At 69.1% G+C, this 20,670-nt stretch carries 15 protein-coding genes and 1 tRNA gene; 11 read left to right on the top strand and 5 right to left on the bottom strand.

Annotated elements, in window-relative coordinates; genetic code table 11:
• Positions 1 to 129: 129 nt before the first annotated feature.
• Complete coding sequence (locus tag ACNI65_RS07430; protein ID WP_416762125.1) at positions 130 to 2,988, top strand: valine--tRNA ligase; 2,859 nt, start codon at positions 130 to 132, stop codon at positions 2,986 to 2,988.
• Here the strand turns inward: ACNI65_RS07430 and ACNI65_RS07425 are convergent.
• Entirely contained in the window at positions 2,930 to 3,949 is a 1,020-nt protein-coding gene (locus tag ACNI65_RS07425) for an NAD(P)-dependent oxidoreductase (protein WP_416762124.1), read from the bottom strand. The two genes, ACNI65_RS07430 and ACNI65_RS07425, sit on opposite strands and share 59 nt — an antisense overlap.
• A 39-nt stretch (positions 3,950 to 3,988) precedes the next feature.
• On the opposite strand from ACNI65_RS07425, the gene galU reads away from it, so the two are divergent.
• Positions 3,989 to 4,858 carry a UTP--glucose-1-phosphate uridylyltransferase GalU gene (gene galU, locus ACNI65_RS07420; protein WP_416762123.1) on the top strand — a complete coding sequence of 290 codons (870 nt, stop codon included), beginning with the start codon at positions 3,989 to 3,991 and terminating at the stop codon, positions 4,856 to 4,858.
• A gap of 110 nt (positions 4,859 to 4,968) precedes the next feature.
• Here galU and ACNI65_RS07415 read toward each other — a convergent pair whose 3' ends face one another.
• From ACNI65_RS07415 to cysM, 3 genes are read right to left on the bottom strand one after another with little or no spacing between them, the layout of a single operon-like run.
• Positions 4,969 to 5,196 (bottom strand): sulfurtransferase TusA family protein, encoded by a 228-nt coding sequence (locus tag ACNI65_RS07415; RefSeq protein WP_416762122.1) that lies wholly within the window; start codon positions 5,194 to 5,196, stop codon positions 4,969 to 4,971.
• Between the two features lie 58 nt (positions 5,197 to 5,254).
• The gene (locus tag ACNI65_RS07410; protein ID WP_416762120.1) at positions 5,255 to 5,794 is read right to left on the bottom strand and encodes an NUDIX domain-containing protein; all 540 of its coding nucleotides are present in this window, start codon (positions 5,792 to 5,794) and stop codon (positions 5,255 to 5,257) included.
• Positions 5,795 to 5,834: 40 nt separating this feature from the next.
• Positions 5,835 to 6,764 carry a cysteine synthase CysM gene (cysM, locus tag ACNI65_RS07405; protein ID WP_416762119.1) on the bottom strand — a complete coding sequence of 310 codons (930 nt, stop codon included), beginning with the start codon at positions 6,762 to 6,764 and terminating at the stop codon, positions 5,835 to 5,837.
• A gap of 145 nt (positions 6,765 to 6,909) precedes the next feature.
• Here cysM and ACNI65_RS07400 point away from each other — a divergent pair.
• From ACNI65_RS07400 to ACNI65_RS07365, 8 genes are all read left to right on the top strand, one after another.
• Positions 6,910 to 6,994: transfer RNA gene (locus ACNI65_RS07400), tRNA-Leu, on the top strand.
• A 500-nt stretch (positions 6,995 to 7,494) separates the two neighbouring features.
• Entirely contained in the window at positions 7,495 to 8,841 is a 1,347-nt protein-coding gene (locus ACNI65_RS07395; RefSeq protein WP_416762118.1) for a TolC family protein, read from the top strand.
• Positions 8,829 to 9,803: a hypothetical protein gene (locus ACNI65_RS07390; RefSeq protein WP_416762116.1), complete on the top strand. Its 975-nt coding sequence runs from the start codon at positions 8,829 to 8,831 to the stop codon at positions 9,801 to 9,803. Before ACNI65_RS07395 ends, ACNI65_RS07390 begins: the two co-directional genes overlap by 13 nt.
• Before the next feature lie 74 nt (positions 9,804 to 9,877).
• A complete protein-coding gene (locus ACNI65_RS07385) occupies positions 9,878 to 10,033 on the top strand; it encodes a hypothetical protein (protein ID WP_416762115.1) in 156 nt (51 codons plus the stop codon).
• Between the two features lie 14 nt (positions 10,034 to 10,047).
• On the top strand, positions 10,048 to 12,231 hold the full coding sequence (locus ACNI65_RS07380; RefSeq protein WP_416762114.1) for a type I secretion system permease/ATPase: 2,184 nt from the start codon (positions 10,048 to 10,050) through the stop codon (positions 12,229 to 12,231).
• Complete coding sequence (locus tag ACNI65_RS07375; RefSeq protein WP_416762113.1) at positions 12,228 to 13,571, top strand: HlyD family type I secretion periplasmic adaptor subunit; 1,344 nt, start codon at positions 12,228 to 12,230, stop codon at positions 13,569 to 13,571. Before ACNI65_RS07380 ends, ACNI65_RS07375 begins: the two co-directional genes overlap by 4 nt.
• Before the next feature lie 103 nt (positions 13,572 to 13,674).
• A complete protein-coding gene (locus ACNI65_RS07370; protein WP_416762112.1) occupies positions 13,675 to 17,802 on the top strand; it encodes a hypothetical protein in 4,128 nt (1,375 codons plus the stop codon).
• 204 nt (positions 17,803 to 18,006) lie between these two features.
• Complete coding sequence (locus ACNI65_RS07365) at positions 18,007 to 18,603, top strand: rhomboid family intramembrane serine protease (protein ID WP_416762111.1); 597 nt, start codon at positions 18,007 to 18,009, stop codon at positions 18,601 to 18,603.
• 7 nt (positions 18,604 to 18,610) lie between these two features.
• Here the strand turns inward: ACNI65_RS07365 and ACNI65_RS07360 are convergent, their stop codons facing one another.
• Positions 18,611 to 19,558 carry an SDR family oxidoreductase gene (locus tag ACNI65_RS07360; RefSeq protein ID WP_416762109.1) on the bottom strand — a complete coding sequence of 316 codons (948 nt, stop codon included), beginning with the start codon at positions 19,556 to 19,558 and terminating at the stop codon, positions 18,611 to 18,613.
• A gap of 71 nt (positions 19,559 to 19,629) precedes the next feature.
• Between ACNI65_RS07360 and ACNI65_RS07355 the strand changes: the two genes are divergently transcribed.
• Entirely contained in the window at positions 19,630 to 20,667 is a 1,038-nt protein-coding gene (locus ACNI65_RS07355; protein ID WP_416762107.1) for a CDP-6-deoxy-delta-3,4-glucoseen reductase, read from the top strand.
• The last annotated feature ends 3 nt before the right edge of the window (positions 20,668 to 20,670 follow it).

Genomic DNA, 20,670 nt, shown 5'->3' with positions numbered 1-20,670 from the left:
TCCCCCTGCTTTCCCCCTCTGGGATGTCCCCCGTCCCCGGCAGCCGCCGGCCACGTGCGGCCCCCTACAATCGCGGGCTCACCCTGTGTCCCTCGCCCAGATGACACCGCCTCACGGCGGAGCGCCCCCATGACCGAACTCGCCAAGTCCTTCGAACCCGCGTCCCTGGAAGCCCATTGGGGCCCGCTGTGGGAGTCCAAGGGCCTTTATGAGCCGTCGCTCGACCCGGCCAAGCCGTCGTTCAGCATCCAGCTGCCGCCGCCCAACGTCACGGGCACGCTGCACATGGGCCACGCGTTCAACCAGACCATCATGGACTCGCTGACGCGTTACCACCGCATGCGCGGCCACAACACGCTGTGGGTCCCGGGCACCGACCACGCCGGCATCGCCACGCAGATCGTCGTCGAGCGCCAGCTGCAGGGCCAGGGCCAGAGCCGCCATGACCTGGGCCGCAAGAACTTCGTCGCCCGCGTCTGGGAGTGGAAGCAGCAGTCCGGCTCCACGATCACCCAGCAGATGCGCCGCATGGGCGACTCGGTGTCCTGGAACCACGAGTACTTCACGATGGACGAGAAGCTCTCGACCGTCGTCGTCGACACCTTCGTCAAGCTCTTCGACGAAGGCCTGATCTACCGCGGCAAGCGCCTGGTCAGCTGGGACCCGATCCTGAAGTCCGCCGTCTCCGACCTGGAAGTCGAGAGCGAGGAGGAAGACGGCTCGCTGTGGCACATCCGCTATCCGATGGCCGAGGGCGACGAGACGCTGGTCGTGGCCACGACCCGTCCCGAGACCATGCTGGGCGACACCGCCGTGATGGTCCATCCCGAAGACGAGCGCTACAAGCACCTGATCGGCAAGCAGGTGCGCCTGCCCATCACCGGCCGCCTCGTGCCGGTGATCGCCGACGAGTACGTCGACAAGGAATTCGGCACCGGCGTCGTGAAGGTCACGCCGGCGCATGACACGAACGACTACCAGGTCGGCCAGCGCCACCAGCTGCCGATGCTGACGATCTTCACGCTGGACGCGACCGTCGTCGACACGATGGCCGAGATCCCCGCCGAGTACCGCGGCCTGGACCGTTTCGCCGCGCGCAAGCTGATCGTCAAGGCGCTCGAGGAGCAGGGCCTGCTCGTCGAGATCAAGAAGCACAAGCTGATGGTGCCGCGCTGCACCCGCACCGGTCAGATCGTCGAGCCCATGCTGACCGACCAGTGGTTCGTCGCCACGAGCAAGCCCGGCCGCGACGGCAAGTCCATCGCGCAGAAGGCCATCGACGTGGTCGCCAGCGGCGAGGTCAAGTTCGTGCCCGAGAACTGGGTCAACACCTACAACCAGTGGATGGGCAACATCCAGGACTGGTGCATCTCGCGCCAGCTCTGGTGGGGTCACCAGATCCCGGCCTGGTTCGGCACGAACGGCGAGATCTTCGTCGCCCATGACGAGGCCGAGGCGCAGGCCAAGGCCACCGCGGCCGGCTACACCGGCCCGCTCAAGCGCGACGAGGACGTGCTGGACACGTGGTACTCCTCGGCGCTGGTGCCGTTCTCGACGCTGGGCTGGCCGGCCAAGACCATCGAGCAGGACCTCTTCCTGCCGTCGTCGGTGCTGGTGACCGGCTACGACATCATCTTCTTCTGGGTCGCCCGGATGATCATGATGACGACGCACTTCACCGGCCAGGTGCCGTTCAAGCATGTCTACATCCACGGCCTGGTGCTCGACGCGCAGGGCAAGAAGATGAGCAAGTCCGAGGGCAACGTGCTGGATCCGGTCGACCTGATCGACGGCATCGAGCTCGCGCCGCTGCTGGACAAGCGCACGCAGGGCCTGCGCAAGCCCGAGACGGCACCCAAGGTCCGCAAGGCCACCGAGAAGGAATTCCCCGAGGGCATCCCCGGTTACGGCGCCGACGCGCTGCGCTTCACCTTCGCGGCGATGGCCACGCTGGGCCGCAGCGTCAACTTCGATTCCAAGCGCTGCGAGGGCTATCGCAACTTCTGCAACAAGCTCTGGAACGCGACCCGCTTCGTGCTGATGAACACGCAAGGCCAGGACTGCGGTCTGGTCGAGCACACGAAGGAGCAATGCGCCCCGGGCGGCAGCGCCCACGGCTACCTGCGCTTCTCGCAGGCGGACCGCTGGATCGTCAGCGAGCTGCAGAAAGTCGAGCAGGCGGTGGCGCAAGGCTTCGCCGACTACCGGCTGGACCAGGTCGCCAACGCGATCTATTCCTTCGTCTGGGACGAGTACTGCGACTGGTACCTGGAGCTGGCCAAGGTGCAGCTGCAGACCGCGCAGGCCGCGGGCGACGAGGCCGCGCAGCGCGGCACGCGCCGCACGCTGATCCGTGTGCTCGAGACCATCCTGCGCCTGCTGCATCCGATCGCGCCGTTCATCACCGAGGAACTCTGGCAGACCGTCGCGCCGATCGCCGGCCGCAAGTCGACCGACTACCTCGTCACCGCGGCCTACCCCGTCGCGCAGCCCGAGCGCATCGACCCGCAGGCCATCGCCTGGGTCGAGCAGCTCAAGGCGGTGGTCGGCACCTGCCGCAGCCTGCGTGGCGAGATGGGCCTGAGCCCGTCGGACCGCGTGCCGCTGCTGGCCGGCGGCGACCTGAGCTTCCTGCGCGAGGCCGCGCCGGCGCTCAAGGTGCTGGCCAAGCTGGAAAGCGTCGAGCTGATCGAGGACGAGGCCGCCTTCAACGCGCAGAGCGCGATGTCGCCGGTGCTGGTGCACGGTGCCGCGCGCCTGGCGCTGAAGGTCGAGATCGATGTCGAGGCCGAACGCGCCCGCATCGGCAAGGAGATCGCGCGCCTGGAAGGTGAAGTGGCCAAGGCCAACGCCAAGCTGGGCAACGAGAGCTTCGTGGCGCGCGCGCCGGCGGCCGTCGTGGAGCAGGAACGTCAGCGCATCGCCGACTTCAGCGCCACCGTGGCTCGGCTAAAAGATCAGGCAGCGCGCCTGGGTGCGTCGGCCTGAACTCGGCCTGCGCCGCGGGCGTGGCGAGGATCTCCGAGATCCGTCTGGCCACGCTCCACGCGGCGCGCATCCGTGACTCGCGGGTCGTCGCCGCCACGCGCGGCGTGACCTGCAATCCGGGCGCCCCGTGCAACGGGCGCCCGGCTTCCATCAGGCCGGGCTCCATCAGGTCCAGCCAAGCCGCCAGCAACCGGCCGCCGTGCAAGGCGTCGGCCAGGGCTTGCTCGTCGAACAGCGCCGAGTGCGAGGTCGACACCAGCACCTGCGACGGCTTGCAGAAGTTCAGCACCCGCTCCCCGATCAACCCGCGATAACGCGGGAAGTAGGCCAGCTGCACGCTCACGGCGTCGGCGGCCTGCATCAGCTCGCGCAGGCCGTAGGGCTCGATGCCCCATTGCGCCCACAGCGGATCGGCATGGTGCAGGCTCGGGTCATAACCGATCACGCGTGCACCAAAGACCGGCAGCAAGGTCGCGAGCTGGCGCGCCGATGGCGTCAGGCCGACCAGCCCCACGGTCGCGCAGCCGAGCTCACGACCCACCCAATTGCCATCCGCGCCCTGCACCGGCACGCGGCGCAACAGAGCCAGCAAGGCACCGATGACGAACTCCGCTTCCGCCGACGCGGCCGCGGTCGGCGCTCTCACCACCTCGATGTTGGCGGCGCGGCAGGCTTCCAGATCGATGTTCTCCGCGCCGGCGCCGATGCGGCCCACGGCGCGCAAGCGCGGCGCGCGGCGGACTGTGTCCGCGTCGAGCGCGACGGAGGCGGGCAGGAAAATTGCCTGGGCCTGCGCAACATGTTCCCTCAAGGTCATCGGCGCCGTCGCCAGCTCGGGCGCGGACTGGACGGCATGGCGTTCCGCCAGCCACTCCAGGACGTCTGCCTCCAGCGGTTCCAGGACAAGCACTGACATGAGGGATTTGGAGAGGTTTGTTTGATTTTCTTTCAGCAGCGCCATGCAAGAATGCCGGCGCAATTACCGTTGGAGTGTACGTAAATGGCCCTCATCAACAAGGCAATCTTCCCGGTTGCTGGACTTGGCACACGCTTTCTTCCCGCCACCAAGGCGCAGCCCAAGGAGATGCTGCCGGTGGTCGACAAGCCGCTGATCCAGTACGCCGTCGAGGAAGCCTACGCGGCGGGCATCCGTCAGATGATCTTCGTGAACGGGCGTAACAAGCGCGCCATTCCCGATCACTTCGACACCGCTTTTGAACTCGAGACCGAACTCGAGGCCGCCGGCAAGAAGGAACTGCTCGCGCTGGTCCATTCGATCAAGCCCGATGACATGGAGTGCATCTACATCCGCCAACCCAAGGCGCTGGGCCTGGGTCACGCGGTGCTGTGCGCGCAGTGCGTGGTCGTCAACGAGCCCTTCGCGGTGCTGCTGGCCGACGACCTGATGGTCGGCAAGCCGCCGGTGCTCAAGCAGATGGTGGACCAGTTCTCCGAATGGCAGGCGTCCATCCTCGCCGTCCAGGAAGTGCCGGCCGAGCACACCAAGCGCTACGGCATCGTCGCGGGCGCGCCGATCAGCGACCGCCTGATGGACCTGACGCACATGGTCGAGAAGCCCGCCCCCGAGGACGCCCCGTCGCGTCTGGGCGTGGCCGGCCGCTACATCCTGACCCCGGGCGTGTTCCGCGAGATCGCCACGCAGCCGCGCGGCGTGGGCGGCGAGATCCAGCTGACCGACGGCATCGCCGCGCTGATGCGACGCGAGAAGGTCTTCGCGTTCCGCTACGAAGGCAAGCGCTACGACTGCGGCAGCAAGGAAGGTTTCCTGCAGGCCAACGTCGAGCTGGCCCTGGCCCATCCGGAACTCGGCGCGAGCTTCCGCGAGTACCTGAAGGCGCTGGAGTTCTGACCGCCCGGCACTTCTGACGGCAGGACTTCCCCGTCACTGCCGTGTCATGAAGCAGGAAGGCCACGCATCGCGTGGCCTTCGTCGTTTGGGGAGCGGCGCGTCTGCGCGTCTCAGCGCCGCTTGAGCACGTGGATCAACTCGTCGCCTGCGGTGCTCTGCTCGACGAGCTCGTTGCCCGTCTGTCTGGCGAAGGCCTGGAAGTCGCGCGTGGACCCCGGATCCGTCGCGACGACTTTCAGCAGCTGGCCGCTCTCCATTTCCGCCAGCGCCTTCTTGGCCTTGAGGATGGGCAGCGGGCAGTTCAGGCCGCGGGTGTCGAGTTCCTTGTGGATGTCCATGCGTGTGTCCTGGCCGGCGACCGGCGCCGGTAATGGGGCGGATTCTAGTCAGACGCGCTCAGCCGCGCGGCGCCATCCAGCGGGGCTCGAGGCCTTGGCCGCGCAGCCAGTCCGCGAGCGCCTGACCGGTGCCGGCGGGCCAGCATTCGAGTCGCTCGGGCGGCGTCAGCGAGTACTCGGCCAGTTCCGGCGACAGCCGGATCTCGCCGCGCGCCGGCACGTGGTACGCGATGATGACCTGGTTCTTCTTCTGGAAGTCGTAGACGCCGATCAGCGTCGCGCCCAGCGCTTCGAGCGAGGTCTCCTCGAGCACCTCGCGCCGGATGCCCTCCTCGGGGCTTTCGCCGGCTTCCATGAACCCGGTGATCAATCCGAAGAAGGGGCCCGGCCACGCGGCATTGCGTGCGAGCAAGACCTGGCCCTCCCGGTCCACGCACTCCACGACCGCGGCCAGCACCGGCGTCGGGTTGTTCCAGTGCGTGAAGTCGCATTTCGGGCAACGCAGGCGCGTGGTGGGGCCGCTGTCCTCGGGCAGCTCGATCCACGCGAGCTCGCTGGCGCATTGCGGGCAGAAGCGGAAGGTCGGTGGAACGGTCATGCGGGGGTCCTGGTCGGTTCCTGGTCGGTTCCTGGTCGGGTCAGGCCGGGAAGACCCCGGTCGACAGGTAACGGTCGCCGCGATCGCAGACGACGAAGACGATCGTCGCGTTGCTGACCTGACGCGCGATCTGCAACGCCACCCAGCAGGCGCCCGCGGCGGAGATGCCGCCGAACAGGCCCTCCTCGCGCGCCAGGCGCCGGGCCATGTCCTCGGCGTCGGACTGGCCGACCAGGACGAGTTCATCGACGGTCTCGGGCCGGTAGATCTTGGGCAGGTAGGCGGCGGGCCACTTGCGGATGCCCGGGATGCGCGAGCCTTCCGCCGGTTGCGCGCCGACGATGCGCACCTCGGGGTTCTTTTCCTTCAGGAATCGCGACACGCCGGTGATGGTGCCGGTGGTACCCATCGCGCTGACGAAGTGGGTGATGCGGCCGCCGGTGTCGCGCCAGATCTCGGGGCCCGTGGTCTCGTAATGGATGCGGGGGTTGTCGTTGTTGGCGAACTGGTCCAGCACCCGGCCCTTGCCGTCACGCTGCATCTGCTCGGCCAGGTCGCGGGCGTATTCCATGCCGCCGGAGCGCGGCGTGAGGATGAGCTCGGCGCCGAAGGCCTTCATCGTCTGGGCGCGTTCGACGGACAGGTCCTCCGGCATGATCAGGACCATGCGATAGCCGCGGATCGCCGCGGCCATGGCCAGCGCGATGCCGGTGTTGCCGGAGGTGGCCTCGATCAGGGTGTCGCCCGGGCGGATCTCGCCGCGCTCCTCGGCGCGCCGGATCATGCTGATGGCGGGACGGTCCTTGACCGAGCCGGCCGGGTTGTTGCCTTCCAGCTTGGCCAGCAGGACGTTGCCGCGCGCGTCCAGTTCGGGAACGAGCAGTCGCTGCAGGCGCACCAGCGGGGTGTTGCCGATGACGTCTTCCAGGGTCGGATAGCTTGGGAGGGAGGAGGCGCTTGCGTCAGTCATAAGCGCGCATTCTCTCAGCGGAGGCCAGGTCTTGCGTGGCATAATGGCTTTCTCATTTCGCGGCGCCGCGTTGCCTTCTCGTCAACGCTCCGGTGCCGCCAGGAAGGCCGCCTCGGGCGGCCTTCGCGATCAGCAAGACCGTGCCGCCCGGATGGCGAAATCGGTAGACGCAGCGGACTCAAAATCCGCCGCCGCAAGGTGTGCCGGTTCGAGTCCGGCTCCGGGCACCAGGTTCTTGCATCCCCTCCCCCCTCCTGCTTCTTCCTCGCTGGCCCGCCTGCGCCATGGCCTGGGCGCAGGCGCTCGTCCGGCCGCGCCGCCCCTGTCGCGGGTCGCGGTTCCCCGCCGCCTGGCAAGTCAACACTAGCCCATCGAGGTGGGTCCCCCTGCCCCGCGCCGCCGCGTTTCCTCCCAGCGCCCGCGTTTTCACCGTGGTTCGTGAATCCTGTCACGCCATCGCGCCGCCCCGGTTTTGGGGATACCTCGTCTCGGCAATAGTTAATCGAGGTCAGTTCACCTCATTAATGGTTGATCCCGCCTCAACCCGCCAATTTCTGATCGCCGAATGCGAGATATCAATCCGCAACGACCGGCCTATTTGTCGACGCCAATGACTTGAATCTAATGCACTCGTTGGTGAAGCGCCGACCCCGCCGCGCCTCACCGCTCCCCGCATCCGGACGCAATAACGCGTCCGGATTTCACGCCCTCACGGGGTAGGAAACGAGCAATGGACGCCAGATTCAATCCGAAACAGACTTTCGCGGCCACGGTGATCTCGCTCACCAGTTTGCTGTGGGCCCTCCCTGCGAGCGCCGCCGATATTCCGGGCTGCGACAAGCAATATCAGACAGATACTCCGCTGACGCTGGCCGACGCGGTCGACATCGCGTTGTGTCGCAATGCCAAGACCACCCAGGCCTGGCTCGCGATCCAGGCGCAGACCGCTGAAGTCGGCGTGGCCCGCGCCGCCTCCTTCCCGACGGTGACGGCCTCGCTCAGCGCGCAGGACAACCGCACGCAGACCGGCGGCCTGACCGCCACCAGCCGCACCGCCGGACTGGGCAGCTCCCTCGGATTGAACTGGCGACTCTTCGATTTCGGCGAGCGCGCCGCCAACCGGACCGCGGCCGCGCTCATGCTCGACGCGGCGGTGGCCAGCCGCGACGACACCATCCGCAAGACCGTCGCTGACACCATCCAGGCCTACTTCGCCGCCCAGCAGGCGCGCGCCACGCTCGAGGCACGCCAGCAGGCGGCCCGTCAGGGCGCGCGGACCCTGGCCGCCGCCGAGCGCCGCGAGGAACGCGGTGCCGCCGGCCGCGCCGACACGCTGCAGGCCGAGACGGCCCTGGCCCGCGCGCGCCTCTCGCGCCAGCGCGCCCAAAGCGACGTGGATCGCAGCTTCGCCACCCTCGCCTACACGATCGGCGCGCCGGCCGACGCGCGCATCACCTTCCCGGCGCGCATGCAGACGCCCGATCCCACGCCGCTGCCGGACCTGCAAGACCTGATGGACGACGCCAGCGCGCACCACCCGGCGATCCTCGCGGCCCGCGCCCAGCGCGACGCGGACGCGGCGCGTGCCGCCGCCGCCCGCGCGCAGGGGCGCCCCACGGTGGATTTCAGCCTCACCCACCAGCTCAACGCGCCCACCACCCAACTCGGCGCCAGCTCGCGTCAACGCGCGCTGGGTGTGGGTTTCACCGTGAATATTCCGATATTCGACGGTGGCGCCAACAAATATCAGAGTCAACGTGCCCGCGTGCAGGCCGACCGCTCGACGGAACAAGCGCTGGATATCGAGCAGCAGGTCCTGAGTGAACTCGTGAAATGCCACGCCGAGGTCGCTTCCTCGCGTGCCGGACTCGATGCCGCGCAGCAATGGCTGGATACGGCCAATATCGCGTTGGAGTCGGCTGAAAACCGTTACGCCCGGGGCGTCGGCGACATCATGGAACTGATCAACGCCCAGAACGCGGTGGCCGAGGCGCTCGAATCCCAGGCGCAAGGCGAGGCCCAATGGAATGCAGCCCGTCTGAAGCTGCTGGCCGACATCGGTCAATGGAGCCGGTGATGGCGCCGGTGATGGACACGCTGTCCCAGCCCAACGTGCTGGGCCACTCGGCGTTCACCTCGCTGAACGCGAAGGACCTCGCGCGAATTCCGACCTACGCCTTCGCGACGCTGGATCTTCAACACTGCCAGTGGTTGACGGCGTCGCAGACGGGCGCGCTGTCGCCCTCGCAGGTCGCCGCGCTCACCCCCACGCAGATCGCCGCGCTGGCGCATGCGGACCGGCTCTCGCCTTCGGTCTTCAAGATCCTGTCACCGCAGCAGGCGGGCGCGTTGTGCACCCAGTGGGAATGGCTGTCCGGCGAGCAGATCAATGCCCTCTCGCCGTCGGCCATCACGGCGCTGCCCCTGGAGGGCGTCGCGAGGCTGTCCAAGCGCGCGCTGCCCTTCCTGGCCCCGTCCACGCTGCGCGCGATTACCGCCGAGCAGATGAGCGCGCTCGCGCATCCGGACTGGCTGCCCGACGTCACCGTCCAGGCGATGACGCCCGAACAGGTCCGCGCCGTCCGCGTGAACTGGCGCTGGATGTCGGCGGATTGGATCAACGCGCTGACACCGCGCGCGATCGCCGCCATTCCCACTTCCGGCATCGCCCAATGGGCGCCCGCCACGGTCTCCGGGCTGGACGCTCATGTCCTGAAGGCGATGAACGACCTCCAGCTCGCGGCCCTTCCCCACGCCGACGCCTTGAACGGCACGGCGAGCGAGACGTTCGCCGACCAACTCGATCGGTCGGCCCCATGGCCGGACCTCGCGCTCGCCCTGACCGCGGCTTCGCCCTGGCTGCCGGGCATCGCGTCCACGGCGCCGGCGCGCTCGCTGCAGCCGGACGTCGCCGCGCGCGCGCACCAGGTCATCCAGACGATCGCCAGCTACACGCCGCCCTCTTTCTCCGCCACGACGATCCTCGACGACCTCCGGTCGCCGTGGCCCGTCGAGCACTCCCTCACCACACCGCGCTGAGCGGGGCATCCCCCTGATCAGGTCCTGCCCGCTCGCGCCCCGCCCCCAGGCGAAACGCCCAACCCCCTCTCACCATGACCGACACCACCAACCTCAATGCGTTGACCCAGTCCGCCCTCGCCGCGTTGAGCCCGGCGTTGTTCATCGTGCCGACGTCGAGCCAGATCTCGCCGACCACCGCCTCGCCGAACCACCCCACGCTCGGCACGCTGACCAAGCCGGCGCTGTGACCCCAGGACTCTCCATGGATACATCGATCATGCAGCCCCCCGCGCGCGAGGAGCCCGCGCCGGACTCCGGGCTGCATTGCCTGCTCGCCATCGCCTCGCTGCACGGCATCACCGCGGACGAGGCCCAGCTGCGCCACCAGTTCGGCAAGGAACCGTTCTCGCGGCAGACCCTGCTGCTGGCCGCCCAATCGCTGGGCCTGCGCGGCAAGGCCGTCAAGCAGGCCCGCGCGCGGCTGGCGCAGGCCCCGTTGCCCGCCATCGCCAAGGATCGGCGCAACGACACCTACTTCGTCGTCGCCCAATACCGCCAGCATGAGGACAAGCCCGCCCAGCTGCTCATCCAGTACCCGGGCCAGCCGCCGCGCATCCTGTCCGAGGCCGATTTCCTCGACCGCTGGACCGGCACGCTGCTGTTCTTCACCAGCAAGGCGAACTTCATCGGCGACATGGCCAAGTTCGACTTCAGCTGGTTCATTCCCGCGATCGTGCGCTACCGCCGCGTGCTCGGCGAGGTGCTGCTGATCTCGCTGGTCATCCAGCTGATCGGCCTCATCACGCCGATGTTCTTCCAGGTCGTGATGGACAAGGTGCTGGTCAACCACGCGATGCGCACGCTCGACGTGGTGGCCGTGGGCCTGATCTGCGCCACCGTCTTCGAGGTCGTGCTGACCGGCATCCGCTCCTGGGTCTTCTCGCACACCAGCAACAAGCTCGACGTGGAACTCGGCGCGCGGCTGTTCCGCCACCTGGTCGCGCTGCCGCTCGCCTACTTCCAGGCACGCCGCGTCGGCGACTCGGTCGCCCGCATCCGCGAGCTCGAGAACATCCGCTCCTTCCTCACCGGCAACGCGCTGACGCTGGTGCTGGACCTGCTCTTCTCCGTTGTCTTCTTCGGCGTGATGCTCTGGTACAGCCCGACGCTCACGCTGATCGTGGCGCTGTCCATCCCGCTGTACCTCGTGCTGTCGGTGATGGTTACGCCGATCATGCGCGCGCGGCTGGACGTCAAGTTCAACAAGGGCTCGGAGAACCAGTCCTTCCTGGTCGAGACGATCAGTGGCATCGACACGGTCAAGGCGATGGCCGTCGAGCCGCGCTGGATCCAGAAATGGGAACAGCAGCTCGCGGGCTACGTCACCGCGGGCCAGTCCGTCAACAACGTGTCCACGATCGCCAGCAGCGGCGTCACGCTGATCAGCAAGCTGGTCACCGCGGTGATCATGTGGGTCGGGGCGATGCTGGTGATCGACCGCAAGCTCAGCGTGGGCGAGCTCGTCGCGTTCAACATGCTCGCGGGCCAGGTCTCCAGCCCCATCCTGCGACTGGCGCAGCTGTGGAACGACTTCCAGCAGGTGGGCATCTCGGTGGCGCGCCTGGGCGACGTGCTCAACGCGCGTCCCGAGATCACCGGCGCCAAGACGCGGCTGCCGCGCCTGAGCGGCGCGATCGAGTTCGACCAGGTGGCCTTCCGCTACAAGCCCGATGCGCCCGATGTTCTGCGCGGCGTGAGCCTGAAGTTCGAGCCCGGCCAGGTGATCGGCATCGTCGGCCGCTCGGGCTCGGGCAAGAGCACGCTGACCCGGCTGGTGCAGCGCCTGTACGTGCCCAACCGCGGCCGGGTGCTCGTCGACGGCCAGGACATCGCCGTCGTGGACACCGCGTCCCTGCGGCGCCAGGTCGGCGTCGTGCTGCAGGACAACGTGCTGTTCAACCGGTCGATCCGCGACAACATCGCGCTCATCGACCCGACGATGCCCATCGAGGGCGTGATCCGCGCGGCCAAGCTCGCCGGCGCGCACGACTTCATCTGCGGACTGCCCGACGGCTACGACACGATGGTCGGCGAGCACGGCACGGGCCTGTCCGGCGGTCAACGCCAGCGCATCGCGATCGCGCGCGCGCTCATCGGCAATCCCCGCATCCTGATCTTCGACGAGGCCACCAGCGCGCTGGACTACGAGTCCGAGAAGATCATCCAGGACAACATGCGCGCCATCTGCGAGGGCCGCACCGTCCTGATCATCGCCCACCGCCTCTCGGCGGTCCGAGACGCCGACCGCATCGTGGTCATGGAGCGCGGCGAGGTCGCCGAGTTCGGCACCCACGAGGAACTGCTGGCCAACCCCAAGGGCATCTTCACCCACCTGAACGCGCTGCAGCACGGCGGCGCCTCCGAGATCACCGAGGTCACGTCATGAGCCTGCTCCACCGCTGCCAGGCCGCTGGCGAGCTGCTGCGACGCTATGCCACCGCCACGCGCCTGGCCTGGAAGGAGGAGAAGGCCGATCGCCGTCCTCGCCTGACCGCGCGCGAGGCCGAGTTCCTGCCCGCCGCGCTGGCGCTGCAGGCCAGTCCCGTCTCTCCGGCCGGCCGCTGGGTCGCCCGGATCCTGATGGGCATGTTCGCGATCGCGCTGGCCTGGGCCATCCTCAGCCAGGTCGACGTGGTGACCGTCGGCCAGGGCAAGGTCGCCGTCAACGGCGAGACCAAGACGATCTCCTCGACCCAGCTCGCCAGCGTGCGCGCGATCCACGTGGTCGAGAACCAGCAGGTGCGCGCCGGGCAACTGCTGATCGAGCTCGACAACCGCGAGGTCGACACCGAGCACGAGAAGGCCGAGGGCGAGCGCCAGTCCGCCGCCGCCCAGGTGGCGGTGCAGCAGGCGCTGATCCAGGCGCTGGACACGGGCCGCATGCCCACGCTCGGCGCCACGCCCGACCTGGATGCCAGCCGCCGCCTGTCGGCGAGTGTCTCGCTGTCCAGCGCCTGGAGCGACTACACGGCGCGCCGCCAGCGCCTGGGCGCGGACATCGCGCGCTTCAGCGCGTCGCTGCCGATCGCGCAGGACCGCGAGCGGGAGTACGCCGAGCTGGCGCGCACCCGCGACGTGCCGCAGGACGCCTTCCTGCAGAAGAAGATGACGCGCATCGAGCTGGAAGGCTCGCTCGCGCAGGCGCGCAGCCAGCTGCAGGAACTGCTGGCCACGACACGCAAGCAGGCCGACGACCGGCTCGCCGAGTCGCTGCGGATCACGCAGGCCTCCCGCCAGGACGTCGCGCGCGCCGAAGCGCGGCAGTCCTTGCTGGCGTTGCGCTCGCCGGTGGACGGCACCGTGCAGCAGCTCACCACGCACACCGTCGGCGCAGCGATTCCCGCGGCACAGCCGCTGATGCTGATCGTGCCGCGTCAGGCGAAGGTGCAGTTCGAGGCCTTCATCGAGAACCGCGACGTCGGCTTCGTGCGTGAGGGTCAGGAGGTCGCCGTCAAGATCGACGCCTTCGACTACACACGCTACGGCACCGTGCCTGGCCACGTGCTGCATGTCTCGCGCGACGCGGTGCAGGACGACAAGCGCGGCCCGATCTACGCCGTGACCGTCACCCTGGACCAGTCCACGCTGCAGGTCGAGGGTCAGGCGATGCCCGTCAGCCCGGGCATGTCCGGCACCGTGGACATCCGCACCGGCCGGCGCCGGGTGATCGATTACCTCCTCTCCCCGCTGATCCAGCACCAGCGCGAGAGCCTGCGCGAGCGCTGATGCATCCGGTGCGTCGTCCCGCTCCCCTCCCCCCTTCTTCGCGGCCTCGACTTCCCGATGGCCGCCTCTTGTCGGCGTACCCGCCCCACCCCTTCCTGAAACAATGACTGACACCCTTCAACTCAACACGCTCAGCCCGTCCGAGTTCGCCGCGCTGAGTCCGGCGGTCGTGCACGGCTTCGACGCGCCCACGATCCGGGCGATCGATCCAAGCCGTCTCAGCGCCATGACGGCCGAGCAGTTCGCCGCCCTGGAGAATGTCGCATGGCTGCCCGACGCCGTTGTTCGGACGCTCACGCCATCGCAGCTCCGCCTGGCCACCGATTGGGAATCGGTCAGCGCGCACTGGCTCAACCAGCTCAGCCCGGCGGCCTTCGCCGCCATCCCGGCGGCCGGCATCAACCAGATGTCGCTGATCGCGCTCCAGGGACTGGACGCCGCGCATCGCGCCGTCGCGCTCAAGAGCGCGGACCCGATCCACGCCGGCTACCTCGACAGCGCCCCGGCCGATGCCACCGTCACGTATGACACGGTGCTCGCGACGCTGCAGCAGATGAAGCAGCAGGTCGGCGCCCAGGGCCTGAGCACCCAGCAGGTCGACAGCTTCAACGCGTTGCTCGCCCGGGCGAAGACCGCCGACGGCGGCGTGACCTACGTGTCCTCGCTGATGAACAGCATGGTCAAGGGCGGCCTCGCGCCGTCGATGAGCCAGGCCGCGTTCTCGACCTCGATCGACACCTGGTTCCTCGGCGTCAATCCTGATGCCTCCCAGGACAACCGCAACGTGGCGGACCTGGAACTGACCGAGGGCACCCTCGATCAGGCGGCCTCCACCACGGGACAGGGCGGCCTGGGCGACTGCGGCATCATCGCGCCCGTCCTGGCGCTGGCCCAGACGATGCCCGAGCGGCTGTCCGGACTGATCGGCGTCAACGGCAACGGCACCTACGCGGTGAAGCTCTACGACAAGGACGGTCAGCCGTTCTTCGTGACCGTCGACAGCAGCATCGTCAAGCGCGGCGCCAACATCGCCAACGGCAGCTGGCTGCGGCTGGTCGAGGACGCCATCGCCACCGCCAGCCGCGCCGGGCTGCTGCCGGGCGTCTGGTCCGGCCTGGTCGGCGTCGGGTGCGCGGCGACGCTGCATGCGTTGACGGGCCAGCCGGCCTCCACGCCGGCCAGCGCCCAGAGCGGATACGACGCGATCAAGGCCGCGCTGCAGTCCGGCACCGGCCTGGTGACCTACACCTCGTTCAAGTCGGGCTCCGGGATGATCAGCGGCCACGGCTTCGCGGTGATCGGCATCGACCCGGACAACGGCAAGCTCATCTTCCGCAACCCGTGGAACATGACGCACACGCCGTTCGAGCTGTCCATGGATGAACTGAACGCGCTGCCGGGCAGCGGCTGGTTCTCGATGACGCAGGTTCCGCCCGAATACGGCAGCAATGCGCTCGCCAAGGGCTCGGCCCTGACCGCGGACTGGATCAACGCCCATTCGCCGACGGTGCTGGCCACGCTCACCCCCGATGCACTGCGGCAACTGCCGGTGGCCGGCGTCCAGGCGCTGAGCGCCGCGAGCCTCGCCGCCCTCAGCCCGACGCAACGCGCCGCGCTCGCCCCGCTTCCCGCGCCCATTCCCGCTCCCATTCCAGATTCCATTCCCACCTCCATTCCCGCTCCCGTGACCCCCCCGGTCACGCCTTCGTCCAACCACCCGATCCAGGACCTCAACGTGAACACCTCCTCCCTCACTCCCGACGCCATCAAGGCCATGACCCCTCAGCAGATCGCCGCGCTGAAGGACCCGCAGAACCTGTCGGCCACCGCGGTCGCCGCGCTGACCGCCACACAGGCCGCCGCGCTCACGATCAAGATGGGCGCATTCAGCGCCGAGTGGATCAACGCGCTGTCGCCGCAGGCGCTGGCCGCGATCCCGCCGAAGGTCATCGAGCCGCTGTCCGCCGCCGCGATGGCCAAGCTGACCCCCGCCACCGTGGCCGCGCTGACGCCAGCCCAGCTCAAGGTGATGGACCACCGCTACCGCATGACCGACGCGGCCGTGGCGGCCTTGTCGCCGCAGCAGGTGGCCGTGTTCTCCTCCGCGTCCTGGAAGTACATGAGCCTGAACTCGCTCAAGCCCGAGTCGCTGGCCGCGGTGCCCGCCGCCGTCATCGCGGGTCTGAACGCCACGGCCGTCTCGGCGCTCACGGCCTCGACCGTGCGGGCCCTGACCACGGAACAGCGCGGGAAGATACCCCATCTGGACCAGCTGTCCGCCGATGCCACCAAGGCCGTCCACCCCCAGGACGTCGCCCCGCCCGCCCCTCCCACTCCTTCGCCGACGCCGACGCCGACGCCGACCTTTGACCCAACGTCCGTCAGGACTTCCGCTCTGACGCCCGACGCGATCAAGACGATGACGCCGCAGCAAATCGCCACGCTGAGCGATCTGGGAACGCTGTCCTCGTCTGCGGTGGCCGCGCTGAGCGCGGCCCAAACCGCCGCCCTGACCAGCATGAGCGGCTGCGCCGCTGCCTGGATCAACGCGCTCACGCCGCAGGCGCTGGCCGCCATCGCGCCGAAGCTGGTCAAGAAATGGGACAACGTCATCGACATGAACCTGTTGCCCAGCACGGTCGCAGCGCTGACCCCCGACCAGTTCAGCGCCAAGATGGCCGCGGCTTCCGCCTACCTGTTCGCCGCACGGCCCGAGATCCTCGCCGTGCTGACGCCCGGCCAGATCGCCACGGTGGATGCCGCCAACCTCAACATCCTGGGCTTGAACGGCCTGTCGTCGGCCGCCGTGGCCGCGATCACGACGAGCACCCTGGCCGGCCTGCGGCCTGAGCAGGTCGCCGCGCTGGCGCCGAGCACCATCCGCGCGCTGACCCCGGACCAGGCCACGGTGCTGCCCTGCCTGGACAAACTGTCCGTCGCGGCGATCGGCGCACTCGGCGCGGCCCAGGTCGCCGCCATCCCGGCCGCGCGCTGGGTCGGCCTGAACGGCGCCTGGATCAACGCGCTGTCCACCAGCGCCTTCGCCGCCGTCCCGGCCGCGGACATCAACCAGCTCGGTGCCGAGACCCTGCGCGCGCTGGACCCTGCCCATCGCGCCATCGCGCTGAAGTCGGCCGATGCCGCGCACGCCGCCGCCCTCAACGACAACACCCCCGCCACCGACTGGACGAAGGTCACCGCCGCCTGGCTCAACGCGCGCAAGCCCGAGGACCTCGCCGCGGTCGCACCCGCCGACATCGCCCGCATCAACACCAGCGCCGTTTCCGGACTGAGCGCCTCGACGATCCGCGCGCTGACGCCGGCCCAGTTCGCCGCGCTGCCGTCTCCGCACCTGCTGTCCACCGAGGCCATCGGCGCGCTGAGCCTGGCCCAGGTCCAGGCCATTCCGTACAACCCGGACTGGTCGCAGCTCACGCCCACGCCGTGGGCCAAGATCGACGCCAAGTGGCTCAACGCCCTGTCCGCGGACGCGATCCCCGGCGTGCCGATCTTCGGTTTCAACGGCCCGGTGGTCTCGCAGCTCTCCGCGAGCTTCGTCAGCCATCTGACGCCCAGCCAGCTCGGCTCGATGGAGATGTTCATGGCCAGCCTGTCGCGCGAGGCGATGGCCGTGATCACGCCGACGCAGCTCGCCGGCATGACCGGCTACTGGAAGCAGTCCGACGCCTGGATGAACCAGCTGTCGCTGGAGACTTTCGCCTCGATCCCGGCCGCCACCATCAACAAGATGGATCACTGGGCCCTGGGCGGCCTGGACCCCGCGCATCAACAGATCGCGCGGACCAAGGTCGATGCGGCTCATGCCGCGTTCCTGGTCGACTACTCGGTCATGCCCACGGACTGGACCAAGGTCTCTGCCGGCTGGTTCTCCCAGCAATCGCCAGCCACGATCGCCAAGATTCCCGCCGACGCCCTCCGCGGGCTGCAGCCCCAAGCGGTCCAGCAGCTGACCACCAGCACGATCGCGGCGATTACCTCACAGCAGCGGGCGGCGATCGATACGTTCCTGCTGGATTCCCAAAGGGCGGCGGCGGCGAACGCCCCGGCCGCCTCGACCCAGGTCCAGCCGCCCGCGCTGGCGGACACGCACACCGCCGCCAGCCTGACGCAGGCGATGGCCGGGTTCGCGGTGCCGCAGGCGGCCACGACGGGCCATGGCCCGGACACGCGCCCCGCGAGCATCGCGCCGTCGCTCGTGACGCCGCACTGAGCGCCACGTCTCCTCGGCCTGTCGTGAGCTGAGGAAAATCCTGAGCGCGGTGCGCCATGCGCGCACCGCGCTCTTTTTCGCGTGTTCCTGCCAGGGCGATCCGTCGACGGCCGCGGCTACACTGGTCCTTCAACGCATTGGCAGACATGACCATTGCGCCTTCCATCGCGCCGCGTGCCGGCGCCCTCAGAAGACGCCACGACCATGCCCTTCATCCCCCCGGTGACCAAGGCCCTGATGCTGCTCTGCGTCGGCCTGTACTGTCTGTGGATGCTCGTCGCGGGGATGCCCGGCATCACCGACGTCTTCGTGGCGATGTGGCTCTGGCCGCTGAACACCGGCCGCTTCGAGCTCTGGCAACCGATCACCTACGCCTTCCTGCACGGCGATCCGCTGCACCTGTTCTTCAACATGCTGGGCCTGTGGATGTTCGGCGCCGAGCTGGAAACCATCTGGGGCCGCACCCGCTACGCGCTGCTGCTGCTGGCCAGCGTGCTGACGGCCGCCGCCGCGCAGCTGGTGGTGACGCTGGTGACCAACTCCGGCTCGACGACGGTGGGCGCCTCGGGCGCGCTGTTCGGGCTGCTGCTGGCCTACGGCCTGCAGTTCGGCGAACGCGTGATCGTGCCGCTGTTCCCGCCCATCCCGATGAAGATCAAGGTCGCCGTGGCGCTGTTCGGCGCGGCCGAGCTGATCCTCGGATTCACCGGCGGACGCGGCATCGCGCACTTCGCCCACCTGGGCGGCATGCTCGGCGCGTGGCTGATCATCAACCACTGGCGCGGCGCGCCCCGGCGCTGATCCGCGCTCAGTCCTCGACCGCCAGCAAGCCCTCTCGCGGGGTGGGATAACGCAACTTCAGCCGCAGCTCGTGCTTGAGCCGGCTGTTGTCCAGGCGGCGCGACTCGTTCATGAAGCTCATCTGCATCGGCGAGAAGCGCTCCGCCGCCTGCGCGCGCGCCACGCGCTCGGGGCGCGGCATCGCGCAGAGCTCGGCCGCGAGGTCGAAGTAGTCGCCCATCAGCAGCTCGCTGTCATCGCTGGCATGCAGCACGCGCGGCGCCGGGCCGCGCATCAGCGCCAGCAGGCAGGCCCGGGCCAGGTCGTCGGCCTGGATGTGGTTGGTGTAGACGTCGTCCTCGCGCGCGAGCACCGGCAGGCCCTTGGCCAGGCGCTCACGCGGATGACCGCCGTCGCGGTCGAACGCATAGATGCCGGGGACCCGCAGCACGGTCACCGCGCAGCCGCTCACGCGGCCCCACTGGCGCAATTGCGCCTCCGCGTCGACCCGCCGCCACGCGCGGTCGTTGGCGGGACGCGGCAGGCGGGTCTCGTCGATGCGCGCGCCGCCGCAGTCGCCGTACACGCCGCTGGTGCTCGCGTAGACCAGCCGCCGGGGCGGCGCCGAGCGCGACAGCGCCCGCAGGAGATGCCGGGTGCGCTCGTCGGTGCGGCCGGTCGCGGCAGGCGGGGCCAGGTGCAGCACGCGGTCCGCGAGGCCGGCCAGGCGGCCCAGCGAGCAGGCGTCATCGAGGTTGCCGATCAACGGAATCGCACCGGCGGCGCGCAACTCGGGCGCTCGCGCGGCGCTGCTGGTCAGGGCGAAGACGGTCCAGCGACCGGCCAGCAGCCGCAGCACGCGCAGGCCGACGTCCCCGCAACCCACGATGAGCAGCCGGCCCCGGCGGGCGCGCCCGGGATGTCCCGCGCCGACACGGGATTCGGCGGCGGTGAAGTCGGAAGTAGGGCCAGGCATGGGTCGCGATGGGGCTGGGGCAAAATGGCGGGTCAGTTTAATTGCGCCCTTCCTCGCGCCGATTCCGCACCATGAGCTTCCAGGTCACCGTCCTGCCCGCCGGCCGCAACTTCACTGTCGACGACGACGAAACCGTGCTGGCCGCCGCCATCCGCCAGGGCATCGGCCTGCCCTATGGCTGCAAGGACGGGGCCTGCGGCTCGTGCAAGAGCAAGCTGATCGAAGGCCAGGTCGTGCACGGCGAGCACCAGATCAAGGCGCTGCCGCCCGCCGACGAGGCCGCCGGTTTCATCCTGACCTGCTGCGCGCGGCCCCAGACCGATTGCACGGTGGAGGCCCGCACCGTGCCCGGCGCGGGCGAGTTCCCGGTGCTGAAGTTGCCCAGCCGGGTGCTCGGCATGGAGAAACCCGCCGCCGACGTGGCCGTGGTCAAGCTGCAGCTGCCCGCGAAGCAGAACCTGCAGTACCGCGCGGGCCAGTACGTCGAGTTCATCCTGCGCGACGGCGCGCGCCGCAGCTACTCGATGGCCAACGCACCGAGCCGCCTGGGCACGCCGCCCGCGATCGAGCTGCACATCCGCCACATGCCCGGCGGCAAGTTCACCGATCACGTCTTCGGCGCGCTCAAGGAGAAGGACATCCTGCGCATGGAAGGCCCGTTCGGCAGCTTCTTCCTGCGCGAGGACGGCGATCAGCCGATCGTGCTGCTGGCCTCGGGCACCGGCTTCGCGCCGATCAAGGCCATCATCGAGCGGCTGCAGGACGAAGGCATCACGCGGCCGGTCGCGCTGTACTGGGGCGCGCGCGCCAAGGCCGATCTCTACCAGCACGACTGGGCCGAGGCGGCCGCCGCGGCCATGCCCACGCTGACCTACATCCCGGTGTTGTCCGAGCCCAAGCCCGAGGACGGCTGGACGGGCCGCACCGGTTTCGTCCATCAGGCCGTGATGGCGGACCTGCCGGACCTGTCGCGTCACCAGGTCTATGCCTGCGGCGCGCCGGTGATGGTGGAATCCGCGCATCGCGACTTCGTCGCCCGATGCGGTCTGCCCGACGGCGAGTTCTACGCCGACGCGTTCACCTCGGAGGCGGACAAACACGCCGGCTGAGAT

Origin of the sequence: Roseateles sp. So40a (genome assembly GCF_048081605.1) — a bacterium.
GTDB lineage: Bacteria > Pseudomonadota > Gammaproteobacteria > Burkholderiales > Burkholderiaceae_C > Roseateles.
Note: the sequence above shows the minus strand (reverse complement) of the source record. Positions and strands in the feature narration are given on the sequence as shown.